Origin of the sequence: Brachybacterium sp. GCM10030252 (assembly GCF_042666535.1) — a bacterium.
In the GTDB taxonomy this organism is placed as follows: domain Bacteria; phylum Actinomycetota; class Actinomycetes; order Actinomycetales; family Dermabacteraceae; genus Brachybacterium.
This window is the reverse complement of sequence record NZ_JBHTDM010000027.1, coordinates 23010-39063: the sequence shown is the minus strand read 5'-3', so window position 1 is coordinate 39063 and position 16054 is coordinate 23010. Positions and strand designations below refer to the sequence as shown.

The window sequence follows — 16054 nt, the reverse complement described above, 5'->3', positions numbered from 1 at the left end:
CGGTGACCATGCGAATGGCACGGTCCCGGAACGACTGTGGGTACTTGCTCGGCATGTTCCAATCCTCCTCGTATCAGGATCGGAACGAAACCCAGGGCGCTTCAGGTCGCGGTCGAGGGCACGCGGCGGTGTTCTTGGTCGAGGTGCCAGGCGATCGTGGCGGGGCCTGCGTCGGCGCCCTGGGCGGTCAGTTCGCCTCGCAGGGTGATGATGCGGGCGCGGAGGCTGGCCGAAGTCGTTCCGGGGCGGGTCCGTGGCGCGCGGGAGCGGGGCTCGAGGGCTGGTGGGCCGCCGGTCTGGTAGCGCAGGACGAGGGTGTGGACCCATTGGCGGCTGGTGCCGTATCGGGCTGCGGCTTGGGCGTGGGTCAGGCCCTGCTCTGTGACCGCGCGGACGATCAGGAGGTTCTTGTCCTTGGAGCTCATGCGGCATCCTCGGCCGCGTCCGGGCGTCAACGATGTCGCGACTCACCGGTCAATGATCAAGCCACCGCCCTTGTCAACGATGTCCCGACTGACCCGTCAACGATCACCACCAAACCCGCCGGTAGAATCTGTCAACGATGTCGTGCACCCAGACACCCCTAGCTCCACCGAATGCCCTGAGCCACGTCATCGCCATCGTCGATGACGTGGCTCAGTGTCTTTCTCGAGGAAGGGAGCAGCCGTGGAGCAGCGCCGAGATCCCGGGACTCTCCGATGACGCCCACGGCCGCCCCGAAGCAGCACTTCTACGAGCCGGCCTCCGGGACCGGGCTCCCGCATTCCCCGTTCAACGCCATCATCGCGCCGCGGCCGATCGGGTGGATCTCGAGCCGTTCGGCCGACGGGGTCCTCAACCTCGCGCCATACAGCTTCTTCAACGCGTTCTGCTACACCCCGCCGATCATCGGCTTCTCGAGCAGCGGGACCAAGGACACGCTCACGAACATCGAGGCCACCGGCGAGTTCTGCTGGAACCTGGTCAGCCGGGAGCTCGCCGAGGCCATGAACGTGACCTCGGCTCCCGCGCCGCCGGAGGTCGACGAGTTCGAGCTCGCCGGTCTCACCCCCGCACCCTCGCGCGTGGTCAGCGTCCCCCACGTGGCCGAATCCCGTACGGTCTTCGAGTGCCGCCTCACGCAGATCGTCACCCTGCAGGCGGCCAGCGGTGCCGCCACCGAGAATCGGGTGGTCTTCGGTGAGGTGGTCGGCGTGCACATCGCCGAGGCGCTGCTGGCAGGCGGCATCTACCAGACCGCGAAGGCCGAACCGGTTGTGCGCGGCGGCGGTCCCAGCACGTACTTCGCGATCGACGAGGATCTGCGCTTCGACATGTGGCGTCCGGGCCCGGACGGGCGGCCGCCGTCATGAGCGTCCTCCGACCACCATCGCCGACACGGACCGGACCCGGCAGCCGGGGAGAGGACGCCGCAGTGGAGATCCGAGACGCGGACAGCACGCACCTGGAGACGATCACCGAGATCCACAACGACGCCGTGCGGCACACGACAGCGGTGTGGGACGACCACCCCGTCGACCTCGCCGACCGCGCCGCCTGGCTCACCCAGCGGCGGCAGGCCGGTTTCCCGGTCCTGGTGGCAGTCGATGAGCATGGCTCGGTCCTGGGCTACGCCTCGTATGGAACCTGGCGGGCACGCGACGGCTTCCGCCACACGGTCGAGAACTCCGTCTACGTCAGGGATGGTCAGCAGGGCAACGGCGTGGGCCGGTCGCTGATGCTGGAACTGATCGACAGGGCGCAGCAGCAGGGAATCCACGTCATGGTCGCCGGGATCGAGGCCGGGAACGCGGGATCCATCCGCCTGCACGAGAAGCTCGGCTTCGTCGAGGTGGCCAGGATGCCGGAGGTGGGCGTCAAGTTCGGCCGCTGGCTCGACCTGGTGTTCCTGCAGCTGACGATCCGGGGTGACGCGACGCCGGGCCACGACGCCGCGGAGGGATGAGAACGCTGCCGATCCGGTTCAGCCCGGCCCGATCGGCCGGAACCGACCCGCGCCCCCGCGGGTGAGCACGATGGCGCTCTGCGGCGCGATGCGGCCGACGCTGCGCTCGAGGTGGTCGATGACCACGGTCAGGGCGTGCCGGGCCGCTGCGTCCTCCTCCGGCCTGCTGCTGGCATCGACCGCGAACCGCAGCACCACGCGACCCACCCGTCGCCCACCCACCAGGGGAGCCTCGACGTCCGTCTTCTCCACCGCGTGGAGCGTGCCCAGCGCCAGCTTCGCCTGCTCCGTGACGTCGCCGGGGGAGGCCCCGGGCAGCAGCTCGCCGATCGGCAGATGCATGCGGTAGCTCGGCATGCGCCCAGGGTAGCCGTGGGTACGGAGCGCGCTCCCGACGGCCGCCGGACCGGGTAGTCTCCCGTCGGGGAGCGGCAGGCCGCGCGGCGCACAGGAGGGACCACGATGACCACCAGCATCGTGCTGATCCATGCCGTGCGCTCCTCCCGCACCATGTGGAAGGGCCAGACCCGCCGCCTCCGCGAGCGTGGGTTCGAGGTGTTCGCTCCGGACCTGCCCGGCCACGGCGACCGTCACGGCGAGAAGTTCACGCTCGAGGCCGCGATGGAGACCATCGAGGAGGCGGTCAGCGCCTGCGGGGAGCCACCGCTGCTGGTCGGGCTCTCCCTCGGCGGCTATCTCACCCTGCATTGGGCGGCGCGGAACCCCGGGCGGCTGGCCGGTGTGGTCGCCGCGGACTGCACCATCGTCCCCGGCCCCACGATGGCGCGGCTGTACGGGCTGTGGATGTCGATGAAGGACTGGCTGCCCGGGGATTCCGACACACGGGTGCAGAGATCCTTCGCCCGGCGCCACACCCGCAAGGCCGCGCGCCGGTACTACGGGGGCGGCCGCGCCCGCGGGGTGGTGCGCACCGTGGTGCGGGCCATCGGCTCCCTCGACCTGCTCGCCGACGTCGCCGCGATCGAGGTGCCCCTGACCTTCGTCAACGGGGAGCACGACCCGTTCCGCCGCCACGAAGCACTCTTCCTCGATGCAGCGCAGAACGGTGAACTGGTGATCCTCCACGACGCCGGGCACATCGCCAACCTCTCGCGCCCCAAGCGCTTCGCGAAGGTGCTGCGTCGCTGCGCCGGGCACACGGTGTCGGCGTGAGGGCTGCGCCCCGGCCGGTCGTCCTGGTCCACGGCGCCCGCACCTCCGCCAGCCAGTGGGACCGGCAGGTGCCGTCGCTGCGCGCCGCCGGGCACCGGGTGATCACGCCGGAGATGCCCGGCCACGGTGCCCGTCGAGGCGAGCCCTTCACACTGGCCGCCGCGCTCGCGGCCATCACCGAGGCGATCGAGACAGCGGCCGGGCCCGAGAGGCGAGCAGTGCACCTTGTCGGCTCCTCGCTCGGCGGAATGCTCGCGATCCAGGCCGCCGCTGAGATCGAGGACCGCGAACTGCTGGCCTCGCTCGTCGTCGTCGGGGCCTCGGCCCAGCCCACCGCGCGCACAGCGTGGCTGTACGGCCTGGCCATCACGGCGACCGACCTTCTGCCGGGGACTCGGGAGCGAGGCTCGGGAGGACCGCCGCCGGCGCTGGCCGCGGTCCTCGGCCGCGCGGGCGCCCGCGCCTACGTGCGAGGTGGCAGGGCGGGCACCGACGTGGTGCCGCCGGCGATGAGCGCGGTCGCCTCACTGGACCTGCTCGGGGCACTGAGCAGCATCTCGGCGCCGGTGACCATCCTGAACCCTCGCGTCGACCAGTTCCGTCTGCACGAACGTGCCTTCGCCGACGCCGCCCCGCGGGGACGGCTCGAGGTGCTGGGCTACGGCACCCACCTGGTCAACCTCGGCCGCTCTGAACGGTTCACGCCCGATCTGCTACGGATACTGGCGCGCACCGAACGCTCGATCTGACGGTGCCGAGGAGGCAGGGCGTCGTGCCCCGGGGATCCTCCCGACGGGGACATACTCACGACGGCAGGCGCCCGGTGCGGATCACGTGGGCGAATTCTGTCGCGAACCGCTCGGCGTCCGCCTTGCGGTGGGGCATCATCCGCACATCACGTCCATCGGCCACCCGGACGCGGACGCGGGAGAACACTCCCGGACGGTACTCGACGCCGGTGATGCCTCGGGCCGGAACTTCGCGCTTGACCTTGGCCTTCTTCAGCGGGCCCGCGACCGATGCCAGCAGGAATTGTCGATCCGTGGCGATCATGACATCCGGAAAATCCCCGCCCACACCCGGCAGCACCAGCAGCACCTCCTCGTCGGGGGCCAGGACGGCCGGGATATCGCGGCGCAGCCCCGGGCTCTCGAACAGCTCGTTCCGGTTCAAGGCGGTCGCGTAGCTCATCGAGGCACGGGTCGGTGTCATGCACTCATCGTAGGGGCGCGGCGTCCGGGCATGGGGAGTCCTCCCCATGGGCAGCCGCCGCTGCGGGCGGTAGCGTCGTGGCCATGATGATGACCCGGGCGACCGAGCACCGTGCCCGGCCAGCTGACGACGGAGGCGACGAATGAGTGGGTTCTTCGGAGCCGACACCGGCCAACTGCGCGACCACGCACAACGGGTCACACAGCAGGCGCAGCGGCTGAGCGAGCTGCGCGAGACGCTCGAGCCCATGGTCCTCGACGAGAGCATCTGGCAGGGGCCCGACGCGGATGCCTTTCGCCAGAACTGGACCGGCAGCGTGGCCACGCTGTTCGACCTGCGCCACACCGAACTCTCCCAGCGCGCGCGGGACCTCGAGGCGCACGCCGAGGAGCAGGACGCTGCCTCGGGTGCCGGCGGCGCCGGGGGCTCGGGCGCCGGCTCGGGCGGCGGGGGAGGAGAGGACGGGTTCAGTCCGATCGGGTTCATCAAGGACCTGGTCAAGGACGGTCAGTCCATGTACCTCAAGCTCAAGGAGCTCTCGGATTTCCTGGGTCGTATCCCGTCGGCCGCCGATGAATACGCGCAGCTGGCGCAACGCGGCCTGCAGAAGCTGTGGCGCGGCGCGTACCTCGATGAACTGTTCTCGAGTGGCAAGGGGTGGCAGAAGGCCGCCGAGAACGTGCTCGGCAAACTGGGGCTGCCGTCGTCGATCGGGAACTTCGAACCGGGGAAGTACCTCAACAAGCTCGATGATGTCGCTCCGTTCCTCAAGACCGGCGGCAGGATGCTCGGCAAAGCCCTGCCGTTCGTCGACATCGGCGTCGGGATCCATCAGGCATTCACGGCGGACAACACGTACGACCAGGTCAGCGGTGGGATCGGAGCGGCCGGAGGCACGCTGTTGGCGATCGCCCCGCTGACAGGCCCTGCCGCCCCCGTGGTGGGGGCGATCGGCGCGGCCGCCGGAGTGGTCTCGATCGGGATGGATCTCGGCAAGACCGTGTACGAGAACTGGGACGGGATCACCAACGCGGTGGGCAACGCCGCCGAGGCCACGGTCGGGGCGGTCAGCAACGCCGCGTCAACCGTCAGCGATGCCGTGGGCAATGCGGCCGAGACCGTCGGAGAGACGGTCAGCAATACGGCCTCGACCGTCAGTGACGCCGTGGGCAATGCGGCCGAGTCCGTCGGCGACACGGTCAGCGATGGTCTCGACTCGCTCGGCGGCCTGGTGGGCCTCTGACCCTGCCGCGGCGACCTTAGGATGAGAAGCATGACCCAGCAGACCCTCCGTACCGAACGAGACGCCGCCGGGGCATACGAGATCCTCGCCGCCGCGAGCAGCGAGGCAGAGGTCCTCGCCGTGCTCACCGACGAGGAGCTGATCGCGCTCAGGGGGAACCAGGCCCTCGATCCCGCGGGGACGCCGTTCCTGGACGCCTCCGGGCTCGATCGTGATCCGGCCGCCGCCGTGGCGCTGAGGTCCTTGACCGCCCGCGGACTCGTCCAGTTCACCGACGAGGGCCGGGAGAACGAGGGGGAGGATCTCGCCACCGAGGCGCCGGCCGAACGCACGGCACAGCTCGATCGCACGCTCGCCGGGCTCCTGACATTGCGTTCCGCGCCCCTGGCCCTGGTCAATCTCACGCGGCGCGTGGCCGACCAGACCACGGAGATCATCGTCTACGTGTTCCCTCACGACGGGGTGCTCGAGGAGTTCGTCACCGTCGACGGCTTCCATCACTTCAGTGTTCCGACCCGGGAGGCGCTCCCTGCCCGGCTGGCCCGTTACGTCGACCAGAACTCGGTCGCCGGTGACGAGGACGGCGAACCGATCGACGGCACGCTCTCCGACTTCGAGGGCACCGACAGCGACATCGCGCGACGCCTCCAGGACACGCGCGCGCTGAGCGTCCTGACGACCGCCGACCGAGGGCCGGACTCGGTCCAGGTCTCGATCATGGCCACCTCCGACGCCGTGTTCGTGATGGACACCCCGCAGGACGAGACGAGTTCGACGGCGCTGCGCGAGGTCAGCGCCGATACCTTGGTCGATCTCCTGGGCACCGCGCTTCCCGAGGCCGCCGCGCTCTGACCATCTCCGCGGCGCCGGTGACATCGTGCCGCTCGCCGCCGGTGCGCCGTAGGCTGGGCCCATGGAAACCCGCACCCTGCGCGTCGGCTACGTGCCCGGTGTCGAGCCCGACCGGTTCCTGCGCCGGTGGAAGTCCGCGCGCCGCGAGGCCTGGCTCGAGCTCGCCCCGGTCCCGTTCTCCCGCCAGCACGAGGCTCTGCAGGGCGGAGAGGTCGACATGTGCTTCGTCCGGTTGCCGATCCCGGCCGACGATCTCCACGTCGTCGCGTTGTGGGAGGAGCGCCCGGCGGTCGTCGTCGGGACCGAGAACGTCCTCAGCCTCCTGGACGAGGTCCACGAAGCCGACCTGGCCGACGAGACGGAGATCCTCCCGCAGGATCCCGACGACGCCGCAGATCGCGTCGCCGTCGTCGCCACCGGCATCGGGTACACCCGCATGCCCCTGTCCCTGGCTCGGCTCCACCACCGCAAGGACGCCGCCCACCGCCCGCTGGCCGACGCCGAACCGACCCGGATCGCTCTGGTCTGGCCCCGGGCGAGCGACGACGAACTGCGTCAGGAGTTCGTCGGCGTCGTCCGTGGTCGCACCCCGCGCTCCGGTCGGGGCAGCGATGCCGCCGACAGCAAACGCTCCATCGACCCCAAGAGCTCCGGCGACGGCAAACGCTCCGGCGAGCGCGGCCGGTCCAGCGGCGGTGGCCGCTCTGGCGGCGCGCGCGCCGCCGGCAGCTCCCGGTCCGGGCGCCCCGCCCGGTCGAACCGCACCACCCGACCCGGCCGCTGACGCGGCCATCGACCCGCACCCCGCGAAGGAGTCCCGATGACGGACCAGACCCCCCAGAGCCCGCACACCCAGCAGCCTCAGCAGTCCCAGCAGCCTCGGATGAACGTCGAGAGCTTCAACCTCGACCATCGCACCGTCGCGGCCCCCTACATCCGGATCGCGGATCGCAAGGAGCTGCCCGCCGGCGACGTGCTGACCAAGTTCGACGTGCGCTTCACCCAGCCCAACGTCGCCCACCTCGACTCGGAGACCGTCCACTCCCTCGAGCACATGATGGCCGAGCACATGCGCAACCACTCCGGTGACGTCCTGGACGTCTCGCCGATGGGCTGCCGCACCGGCTTCTACGTGCTGCTGGTCGGCGACCACACCCCGGAGGACTTCGCCCCGCTGCTCGAGGCGACGCTGCGAGATCTCGTCGAGGCCGACGAGGTGCCTGCCGCCAACGAGGTCCAGTGCGGCTGGGGCGCCCACCACACCCTCGAGGGCGCTCAGAGCGCTGCGCGGGCCTTCCTGGCCGAACGCCCGAACTGGGCCCAGGTCACCGCGGCCTGATGCCCTCGCGCACCGCCGCCAGCAGGCGTGCGGTGCGCTCATCGGTCGCGATGTCGTCGACTCCCACCGGTTCCCCCGCGGCATCGGCCAGGGGGATCCGCCAATTGGGGTACTCCTCATCCGTGCCCGGCTGGTTCTGGATCCTCCGCTCGCCGACGCAGTCCACCAGCGACACCCCGAGCAGAACCGACGGCGTCGACGCCAGGTGCCGGTGCAATGCGATCACGGTGTCCTCGACCGCATCGGCTCCCGGGGCGGTCTCCTCCAGCAGCCCTTCGGCCCGCAGCACGTCGAGGACCTGCTCGCGCCCGGCGGCGTCCTCGAGCTGCTCCGCCTCCAGCTCCCGCTCGAGCAGCCCCAGCTGGTGGCGCAGCTCGACGTGGTCGCCGGCGAGGTACCCGGCCGTCGGCGGTAGATCGTGGGTGCCCACCGAGGCCATGCACAGGGTGCGGTAATCCTCCGCCCGCAGCGGCCGTCCCTCCTCGTCGTACTCGAACCAGACGATCGAGGTGCCCAGGATTCCGCGTCCGACGAGGAAGTCGCGCACCCATGGCTCGAAGGTGCCGAGGTCCTCGCCGACCACCACGGTCCCGGAGCGCTCCGCCTCCAGGGCCAGGATCCCGATCATCGCCTCGTGGTCGTAGGAGACGTAGGCGCCCTCGGCGGCCTCCACGCCCTCGGGGATCCACCACAGCCGGAACAGCCCCAGCACATGGTCGATGCGCAGCGCCCCGGCGTGACGCATCAGGGTGCGCAGCATGTCGCGCCAGGGCCGGTACGAGGCCTCACGGAGCCGCTGCGGGTGCCACGGCGGCTGGTGCCAGTTCTGCCCCTGCTGGTTGTACTGGTCCGCCGGAGCGCCGACCGTGACGCCGTCGGCGAGGACCCCGCGCAGGCGCCAGGAGTCGGCGCCGACCTGCTCCACACCGACGGCCAGGTCGTGCATGATCCCGATGCGCATGCCGGCCTCGCGCGCCGCGGCCTGGGCCCCGCGCATCTGCTCGTCCAGCAGCCACTGCGTCCAGATGTGGAACTCGATGCGGTCGGCCAGGTCGTGGCGCGACTGCTGAATGGCGGCCTCGTCGAGGTGCTCCAGCAGATCCGACCCGGCGCCCTCGGGGGACGTGCGTGCCCGTTCGGCGATCGCCATCCAGGTGGCGAAGTCCTCGAGGCCCTGTCCCTCCCGCTCGCGGTAGGCCTCCAGCAGGGCTCGGCGAGCCGGGGTCAGTGGAACGGCGAACAGCTCCTCGAGCGCGTCCAGCTTCGCGCGGAGCACGTCGTCGCGCTCGAGCCGGTCCGTGCGGGCGTTCCATCCGTCGACCTCCCGCTTCAGCACCGCCAGCCGCTGCCGCGCGATGTCCGTCAGCTCCCGGTACTCGGGCACGTCCTCCGGGCGCAGGTAGAGCGCGCTGGTGAAGCGGCGGGTGACCGGCAGATACGGCGAGGGCTCCATCGGCGGCGTCGGGTAGGAGGCGTGCAGCGGATTGACCAGCAGGAAGTCCGCGCCGTGACGGGCGCCGGTGATCGCGGCCAGGTCCCGCATGTCCGCGAGATCGCCGATGCCCCACGACCGCGGCGAGCGCACGGAGTACAGCTGGGCCTGGAGGCCGAACCCGCGGCGGGAGAGGAACTGCTCGTGAGTCGTGAGCCGTGCCGGCGTCACGACGACGTCGGCCTCCTCGGTGCCGCTCGCCGTGTCCGCGACCAGACGGTGCCAGCCCAGAGGCAGACCTTCCGGGAGGGAGAAGCCGGCCCGGCCTCGGAGGCGCCCGTCGACCTCCACGGGAGCCGTGAAGTCCTCCACCTGTGCCAGGTCGCGGCGGCCGCCGTCCTCCAGCAGCAGGTGCGTGGTGACCGGCGTGCCGTGGTCGACGTGGACCGGGACGGTGGTGGAGCGGTCCTGCCGCAGCACGGTCACCGGAGGAAGGGTGCGGGTCCAGGGGGCCAGCTCCCGCTCGGCCCGGACGCGGGCGATGTCCTCCTCGGTCTCCACGGGTGTCCCGAGGGCGGCCAGCACGGCATGCAGGGTGGCGTCGGCGACGGCTCGACGAGTGCCGTCCCAGCCCGAGTAGTCGGTGCCGACACCGAGATCGCGGGCGAGGTCGCGCAGGGCTGAGGGGTCCGGAGCCATGCGGCAATCGTAACCGTGGTCACACCCTCGACGGTCCGGAGATGATCAGGTCCAGCCAGGCAGCCACATGCGGTAGCGCCATTGCTCCAGATCGATCACCTGACCGGTCCAGATGGGCCAGAAGAAGGCGGAGACGAGCACGATCAGCACCAGCAGCGAGCCGGCGAAGAGACCTCCGGCCAGGCGTCTCTCCGCGTCGGCGCCGGGCGGGCCGATGACGAGGCCCAGCACGTACGCCAGGCACAGCAGCAGCCAGGGCTCGAAGACGACCGCATAGAAGGTGAAGATGGTGCGGTCCAGATACAGCAGCCACGGCAGGTAGCCGGCCGCGATGCCGGCCAGAGCAGCCCACGCACGCCCGTCGCGTCGCAGGATCGCGATCACCAGGGTCACCAGCACTGCGAGACTGCCCAGCCACCAGATCAACGGATTGCCCACGTCCAGGATGTGCGAGGCGCACTCGGCGACCTCGCAGCCGTTCTCCCCGTACTCGTAGGAGCGGTAGTAGAAGTTCGTCGGCCGCAGCATCAGAGGCCAGCCCAACGGGTTGGCCTGATAGGGATGCTCGGAGTCCAGTCCGATGTGGAAGTCGTAGGCCTGGCGGTGATAGAGCCACAGCGAGATCAGCGAATCGAGCGGCCCGAACCCGGTCGCCGCGCCCTGCTCCGCCGCGAGGTGCCGGTTGTACCCGATGGCGGAGGCGAACCAGCCCGCCCAGGAGGCGAGGTAGACCACCAGGGCCGTGCCCACGGTCGCGAAGAACGCCGGGATCGCGTCCTTGACGAGGCCGCCGAGCAGCCATCGGCGCTGGCCGACGGTGCGGCGGGCCCACCAGTCCCACAGCACGGTCATGATCCCGAACACGGCCACGAAGTAGATGCCGGACCATTTCACCGAACAGGCCATGCCCAGCAGTGCCCCGGCGAACAGGCGCCACGGCCGCCATCCGCCGGAGACGCCGAGGCGCGGCTCGGTCTCGACGGCGCCATGGAGCTTCACGGCCTGCAGCGCCAGGTGCTCGCGGAAGCGGTCACGGTCGATCAGCAGCGCCCCGAAAGCGGCCAGGGCGAAGAACATGACGAAGGGGTCCAGCAGGCTGGTGCGCGAATGGACCAGATGCATCCCGTCCACCGCGAGCAGCAGGCCCGCGATCAGGCCGACGGTGGTCGAGCGGAAAAGCCGGCGCCCGATGCGGGCGAGCATCAGCACGGCCACTGCGCCCAGCATCGCGGAGGAGATCCTCCAGCCCCAGGCGTTGTCAGCGCCCAGCAGCGTCATCCCGCCGCCGATCAGCCATTTGCCCAGCGGGGGGTGGACCACGTACGACCCGGTGTCCTCATAGGTGTCCACATCACCGGCCTCGAACACGGGATCGTGCTCGTCCGGCCACGACATCTCCACGCCCTCCTGGGTGAGGGCGTAGCCATCCTTGACGTAGTAGGTCTCGTCGAAGATGAGCTCCCCGATCGAGCCGAGGCCCCATAGCCGCAGCACGAGCGCCAGACCGAACAGCGCCATGGCACCGGCCCAGGCGAGGCGGGACAGCGGCAGGTCGAAGGTCTTCAGGCGGCGCCGGTAGGAGCTCAGCAGTGCACCGGGCTCCTCATCGACATCGGCGCGATGAGTCGCCTCCTCCTCCTCCTCCTCCGTGTGCACCCGCACATGCTAGGTCATCGCCCCTGCCCCGTCCCGGGGACGCACGGGGCGCGGGCTGGCTAGCATGGCCGGATGCTCGAACCCGGAGTCCTCACCCTCGCCGCCACGCCGATCGGCAATCCGCTGGATGCGTCCGTGCGCCTGATGCGGGCGCTGGGGGAGGCCGACGTCATCGCGGCGGAGGACACGCGGCGTCTGGCGCGTCTCCTCAGCGCGCTGGAGGTGACCGCGCAGGGGCGCATCCTCTCGTACCACGAGCACAATGAGGCCGAGCGCACCGACGTCCTGCTCGAGGCCCTCGGCGAGGGTGAGCGCGTCCTGATCGTCACGGACGCCGGCATGCCCGTCGTCTCCGATCCCGGATTCCGTGCCGTGCGTGCCGCGACCGAGGCCGGGTACACGGTCACGGTCATCCCGGGCCCGTCGGCCGTGCTGACCGCGCTGGCGGCGTCCGGGATCGCACCGGACCGGTTCACCTTCGAGGGATTCCCGCCGCGTCGCGAGGGCCGTCGCGCGAGCGCTCTGGAACCTCTGGCCACCGAGCAGCGGACCATGGTGTTCTTCGAGTCACCACGTCGCACCGCCGTGACGCTCGCCGCGATGGCGGAGGCGTTCGGCCTCGAGCGCCGCGGTGCCGTCGCGCGGGAGCTGACCAAGACCTACGAGGAGATCCAGCGCGGCACCCTGGGCGAGCTGGCCGCCTGGGCCGAGGCCACCGAGGTGCTCGGCGAGGTCGTGATCGTGGTGGCCGGGGCCGAGCCGGTCGCGGCCAGCGCGGAGGATCTGGTCGAGGACGTCCTGGCCCGGGCCGCGGCGGGGGAGCGGCTCAAGGATGCCGCGAAGGCCGCCGCCAGGAGCGCCGCGGGCATCACGGCCAGCGAGCTCTACGACCAGGCGCTGCGACGCAAGGACACTCACGCGCCGCGCGGCAAGGGCTGACTGCTTCTCGGACGTCCTTGGCCTCCTGGCGGTCCTGCGGACGCGACGAAGCCCCCGTCACCATCAGGTGCCGGGGGCTTCGTGCGGACTGGATGGATCGGGCCACGGGCCCGACCGGATCAGTCGTCGATCTGGAGCAGACCGCGCTGGTAGGCCTTGGCCAGCCGGCGCGGCACAGCGGCGCTGCGGCCGCGGACGTTCACCTGCACGAGGTCGGCGTTGTGCGCCTTCCACTGCGAGCGACGGGACCGCGTACGAGAGCGGGACATCTTGAACTTGGGCACTGCCATGGGAACGCTCCTTGACGGTCTGGAGGATGATCGTGCGCTGGCATCCTTCCCGAGCAGCGACCCGAACCCGGTCCAGCTGAGTCGGGGCGCTCGGGTGCACGACAGGACGCGCAACGACCGCCCATCTTGCCATATCGGCCGCTCTCGCGCCTCCCCCGGAGCTGACCCGATGTCGTGACCTTGCCCACCGCGAACGTCCGGGTGGGCCCACCGTGCGACGAGCGGACCGACCGACGGAGACGGAACCGGACGACGACGGAACCGGCCGGCGGACGAGCACAGCAGGAGTGGCTCGGTGCCGTGGCAGATCCTCCTACGATGGTCGCATGTCGTCATCGCACGAGAACGAGGCCGGGCGAGCCCCCGGCTCAGGGGCCGCCGTCGTATCGGGCGCATCGGCGCCGGCCGCAGCTGAGCCGGGCGCCTCCGCACCGGTGCGCAGCCGGGAGCAGATCGACCCGCGCGGAAGGTCTCGCGACCGCTCCTGGCCGCCCGCCCCGGAGCCGCTGCCGTTCCCGGTGATCGACAACCACTGCCATCTCGACTTCGCCGACGGCGACCAGGAGCTGAGGGTGGCCGACCACGTCCAGCGCGCCGCGGACGCCGGCATCGACGCCCAGATCACGATCGGCTCCGATCTCGAGGCGGTGCGCTGGACGGCGGCCCTGCTGGCCTCCGAGTCCTGCCCGGCCTCGCTGCGCGGCGGAGTCGCCGTCCATCCCAACGAAGCAGCTCTGCACGCGCGCGGCCGCGACCACGACGGGGAGCCGACGATCTCGCTCGATGCGGCCATCGCCGAGGTCGCCGAGCTGCTGCGCGGGCCCGGGATGGTGGTGGTGGGGGAGACGGGACTGGACTGGTTCCGCACCTCGCGCACGGACGAGGCCGCCCGCACGGCCCAGATCGAGGCCTTCCGCGCCCACATCGCCCTGGCCAAGGAGCTGGACCTTCCCCTGCAGATCCACGATCGCGACGCCCACCGCGATGTGCTCGAGGTCCTCGAGGCCGACGGCGCCCCCGAGCGCACCGTCTTCCACTGCTTCTCGGGCGATGCCGAGTTCGCCCGCGCGTGCGTGGACCGCGGCTACTACCTGTCCTTCGCCGGCAACGTCACCTTCAAGAATGCGGGTGACCTGCGGGAGGCCCTGGCCGAGGTGGGGCTGGGCCAGGTGATGGTCGAGACCGATGCGCCGTTCCTGACGCCGGTGCCGTACCGCGGCCGCCCGAACTCCTCCTATCTGATCCCGCTCACGATGGGCACCATCGCGGACGTCACCGGGACCGATCTGGAGCAGACGTGCCGCGCGATCCGCTCGACCACCGAGCAGGTCTACCGGTGGCCGGAAGCCACGGCGGCATGAGCACCCGAGCGCCTCGCAGCGCGCACGAGCCCGTCGGCGAGCCGGCCGACGGTGCCGTTGCCGCTGACGACGCCGCCCGCTCCGACGACGTCGCCCCCGCGGATGGCGCCGCCGGCGGGGACCTGCTGCTGACCGGTCGGGACATCCGCGAGCTGGCCGAGGCGGCCGGTATCCGTCCGTCCAAGCAGCGCGGTCAGAACTTCGTGATGGACCCCAACACGGTCCGCACCATCGTCGCGCGCGCCGGCACCGGAGCCGGGCAGGCCGTGCTCGAGGTGGGGCCGGGCCTGGGGTCGCTGACCCTGGGGCTGCTGGAGTCCGGGGCCGACGTCGTCGCCATCGAGCTCGATCGCGGCCTCGCCGAGCTGCTGCCGCTGACGCTGCGAGCCCGAGGAGTCGACGAGGAGCGGTACCGGCTCGTGCACGCCGACGCCCTGCGGGTCACGGAGCTGCCCTCCCTGCCGCGCACCGGAACGCCGAGCACACTGGTCGCGAATCTGCCCTACAACGTGGCCACGCCCATCCTGCTCACGGCCTTCGAGCGCTTCGACTCCCTCCGCACGGCACTGGTGATGGTCCAGTCCGAGGTCGTCGACCGCCTCACCGCTGGCCCGGGCTCACGCGTCTATGGAGGTCCGAGCGTGAAGACCGCCTGGTACGGCCGCGCCGTGCACGCCGGCAGGATCTCCCGGCAGGTCTTCTGGCCGGTGCCCAACGTCGATTCGGCGCTGGTCGAGCTCGTGCGTCATGACCATCCGCTGGGGACCGCGGCCGAACGGGACCGGGTCTTCGCCATCGTCGATGCCGCGTTCGCGCAGCGACGCAAGACCCTTCGCGCCGCGCTCGCCGGCTGGGCCGGCGGCCCGGCGCGCTCCGAACAGATCCTGCGCGCCGCCGGCATCGACCCCGGCGCCCGCGGCGAGACCCTCGGCATCGACGAGTTCCGGGCGATCGCCCGCGCGAGTGAGGAGGCGGCGTGATGAGTGCCGGATGGGATCGGGTGGTCGTGCGTGCACCGGGAAAGATCAACCTCTCGCTCGCCGTGGGAGCGCTCGACGAGCGTGGGTACCACCGTCTGGCGACGCTGTTCCAGGCCGTCGATCTGTACGAGACGGTCACCGTCACCCGCAGCCCCGACCTGCGCCTCGAGGTCGACGCCGAGGTTCCCGGGGAGGTCCCGCTGGATTCGAGCAATCTCGCCCTCCGCGCCGCTGAGCTGCTGCGCAGCGAGTACGACCTGGACGAGGGAGCCGCGCTGCACATCCGCAAGCAGGTGCCCGTCGCCGGCGGCATGGGCGGGGGATCGGCCGACGCCGCCGCCGTCCTGGTGGCTCTGGACCGTCTGTGGGGCCTCGGGCTCGGCAGCGAGCGGCTGCGGCAGCTCGGCTCGCGGCTGGGTGCCGACGTGCCGTTCGCCATGCTCGGTCACACCGCGCTGGGCCGCGGGAACGGAGGCGACCTCACGACGGTCCTCACCCATGGCGACTGGACCTGGCTGCTGGCGGTCCCGGGCGGGCACCTCTCGACACCGGAGGTCTACCGTCGCCATGATGAGCTGGCCTTGGCGCGCGGCCGCGCCCTGGCGGAGCATCCGGAGCTCGACGAGCGCCAGCTGCAGGCGTTGAGCAGCGGTGACGCGCAGCTGCTGGGGCAGACCCTGCACAACGACCTGCAGCCTGCCGCGTTCGCCCTGCATCCCGGGCTGGAGCCTCTGGTCGAGCATGCGGAGCAGGCCGGCGCGCTGGGAGCCCTGGTCTCCGGCTCCGGGCCGACGGTCGCCGTGCTGGTGGCGGACGAGGATCAGGCGCACTCGGTGGCCTCGCTCCTCACCGCCGACGGGGTGGTCGAGTCATGCCTGGTGGCCAGAGGCTCGGCGCCCGGAGCGAGCGTGCTCGAGGAGAGCTGAGCCGAGC

General features: G+C 71.2%; 18 protein-coding genes. 12 read left to right on the top strand and 6 right to left on the bottom strand.

Annotated features, from left to right (window positions below; translation table 11 throughout):
• Window positions 1-101: 101 nt before the first annotated feature.
• Complete coding sequence (locus ACFQRJ_RS13120; RefSeq protein WP_377019609.1) at window positions 102-425, bottom strand: helix-turn-helix domain-containing protein; 324 nt, start codon at window positions 423-425, stop codon at window positions 102-104.
• A 273-nt stretch (window positions 426-698) separates the two neighbouring features.
• On the opposite strand from ACFQRJ_RS13120, the gene ACFQRJ_RS13115 reads away from it, so the two are divergent.
• Together ACFQRJ_RS13115 and ACFQRJ_RS13110 are read left to right on the top strand one after the other, a co-directional pair.
• Window positions 699-1352 carry a flavin reductase family protein gene (locus tag ACFQRJ_RS13115; protein WP_377019608.1) on the top strand — a complete coding sequence of 218 codons (654 nt, stop codon included), beginning with the start codon at window positions 699-701 and terminating at the stop codon, window positions 1350-1352.
• Between the two features lie 62 nt (window positions 1353-1414).
• Window positions 1415-1945: a GNAT family N-acetyltransferase gene (locus tag ACFQRJ_RS13110; protein ID WP_377019606.1), complete on the top strand. Its 531-nt coding sequence runs from the start codon at window positions 1415-1417 to the stop codon at window positions 1943-1945.
• Between the two features lie 18 nt (window positions 1946-1963).
• Here the strand turns inward: ACFQRJ_RS13110 and ACFQRJ_RS13105 are convergent, their stop codons facing one another.
• The gene (locus ACFQRJ_RS13105; protein WP_377019605.1) at window positions 1964-2302 is read right to left on the bottom strand and encodes a hypothetical protein; all 339 of its coding nucleotides are present in this window, start codon (window positions 2300-2302) and stop codon (window positions 1964-1966) included.
• A 105-nt stretch (window positions 2303-2407) separates the two neighbouring features.
• Here ACFQRJ_RS13105 and ACFQRJ_RS13100 point away from each other — a divergent pair, with 105 nt between their 5' ends.
• Window positions 2408-3118: an alpha/beta fold hydrolase gene (locus ACFQRJ_RS13100; protein ID WP_377019603.1), complete on the top strand. Its 711-nt coding sequence runs from the start codon at window positions 2408-2410 to the stop codon at window positions 3116-3118.
• Window positions 3115-3867, top strand: coding sequence for an alpha/beta fold hydrolase (locus tag ACFQRJ_RS13095; protein ID WP_377019602.1), 753 nt, complete (start codon window positions 3115-3117; stop codon window positions 3865-3867). Before ACFQRJ_RS13100 ends, ACFQRJ_RS13095 begins: the two co-directional genes overlap by 4 nt.
• 55 nt (window positions 3868-3922) lie before the next feature.
• Here the strand turns inward: ACFQRJ_RS13095 and ACFQRJ_RS13090 are convergent, their stop codons facing one another.
• On the bottom strand, window positions 3923-4330 hold the full coding sequence (locus ACFQRJ_RS13090) for a hypothetical protein (protein WP_377019600.1): 408 nt from the start codon (window positions 4328-4330) through the stop codon (window positions 3923-3925).
• Between the two features lie 142 nt (window positions 4331-4472).
• Between ACFQRJ_RS13090 and ACFQRJ_RS13085 the strand changes: the two genes are divergently transcribed.
• The 4 genes from ACFQRJ_RS13085 to ACFQRJ_RS13070 all read left to right on the top strand — a co-directional run bounded on the left by ACFQRJ_RS13085 (window position 4473) and on the right by ACFQRJ_RS13070 (window position 7764).
• Window positions 4473-5573 carry a hypothetical protein gene (locus tag ACFQRJ_RS13085; RefSeq protein ID WP_377019599.1) on the top strand — a complete coding sequence of 367 codons (1101 nt, stop codon included), beginning with the start codon at window positions 4473-4475 and terminating at the stop codon, window positions 5571-5573.
• A 30-nt stretch (window positions 5574-5603) separates the two neighbouring features.
• Window positions 5604-6425 (top strand): hypothetical protein, encoded by an 822-nt coding sequence (locus tag ACFQRJ_RS13080; protein ID WP_377019598.1) that lies wholly within the window; start codon window positions 5604-5606, stop codon window positions 6423-6425.
• Window positions 6426-6486: 61 nt separating this feature from the next.
• Window positions 6487-7209 (top strand): LysR substrate-binding domain-containing protein, encoded by a 723-nt coding sequence (locus ACFQRJ_RS13075; protein WP_377019597.1) that lies wholly within the window; start codon window positions 6487-6489, stop codon window positions 7207-7209.
• Between the two features lie 36 nt (window positions 7210-7245).
• Entirely contained in the window at window positions 7246-7764 is a 519-nt protein-coding gene (locus ACFQRJ_RS13070; RefSeq protein WP_377019595.1) for an S-ribosylhomocysteine lyase, read from the top strand.
• Here the strand turns inward: ACFQRJ_RS13070 and malQ are convergent.
• Both malQ and ACFQRJ_RS13060 read right to left on the bottom strand, forming a co-directional pair.
• Window positions 7751-9895: a 4-alpha-glucanotransferase gene (gene malQ, locus ACFQRJ_RS13065; RefSeq protein ID WP_377019594.1), complete on the bottom strand. Its 2145-nt coding sequence runs from the start codon at window positions 9893-9895 to the stop codon at window positions 7751-7753. The two genes, ACFQRJ_RS13070 and malQ, sit on opposite strands and share 14 nt — an antisense overlap.
• 45 nt (window positions 9896-9940) lie before the next feature.
• Complete coding sequence (locus tag ACFQRJ_RS13060) at window positions 9941-11551, bottom strand: dolichyl-phosphate-mannose--protein mannosyltransferase (protein WP_377019593.1); 1611 nt, start codon at window positions 11549-11551, stop codon at window positions 9941-9943.
• A gap of 72 nt (window positions 11552-11623) precedes the next feature.
• Here ACFQRJ_RS13060 and rsmI point away from each other — a divergent pair, with 72 nt between their 5' ends.
• Window positions 11624-12490, top strand: a complete 867-nt coding sequence (gene rsmI / locus ACFQRJ_RS13055; protein WP_377019592.1) for a 16S rRNA (cytidine(1402)-2'-O)-methyltransferase — start codon at window positions 11624-11626, stop codon at window positions 12488-12490.
• A gap of 119 nt (window positions 12491-12609) precedes the next feature.
• On the opposite strand, the gene rpmF is transcribed toward rsmI, so the two are convergent.
• Window positions 12610-12780, bottom strand: coding sequence for a 50S ribosomal protein L32 (gene rpmF, locus ACFQRJ_RS13050; protein WP_377019591.1), 171 nt, complete (start codon window positions 12778-12780; stop codon window positions 12610-12612).
• Window positions 12781-13106: 326 nt separating this feature from the next.
• On the opposite strand from rpmF, the gene ACFQRJ_RS13045 reads away from it, so the two are divergent.
• From ACFQRJ_RS13045 to ACFQRJ_RS13035, 3 genes are read left to right on the top strand one after another with little or no spacing between them, the layout of a single operon-like run.
• The gene (locus ACFQRJ_RS13045) at window positions 13107-14141 is read left to right on the top strand and encodes a TatD family hydrolase (protein ID WP_377019590.1); all 1035 of its coding nucleotides are present in this window, start codon (window positions 13107-13109) and stop codon (window positions 14139-14141) included.
• Entirely contained in the window at window positions 14138-15121 is a 984-nt protein-coding gene (gene rsmA / locus ACFQRJ_RS13040; protein ID WP_377019589.1) for a 16S rRNA (adenine(1518)-N(6)/adenine(1519)-N(6))-dimethyltransferase RsmA, read from the top strand. Before ACFQRJ_RS13045 ends, rsmA begins: the two co-directional genes overlap by 4 nt.
• Window positions 15121-16047 carry a 4-(cytidine 5'-diphospho)-2-C-methyl-D-erythritol kinase gene (locus ACFQRJ_RS13035; RefSeq protein ID WP_377019588.1) on the top strand — a complete coding sequence of 309 codons (927 nt, stop codon included), beginning with the start codon at window positions 15121-15123 and terminating at the stop codon, window positions 16045-16047. The genes rsmA and ACFQRJ_RS13035 overlap by 1 nt, the downstream gene beginning before the upstream one ends.
• The last annotated feature ends 7 nt before the right edge of the window (window positions 16048-16054 follow it).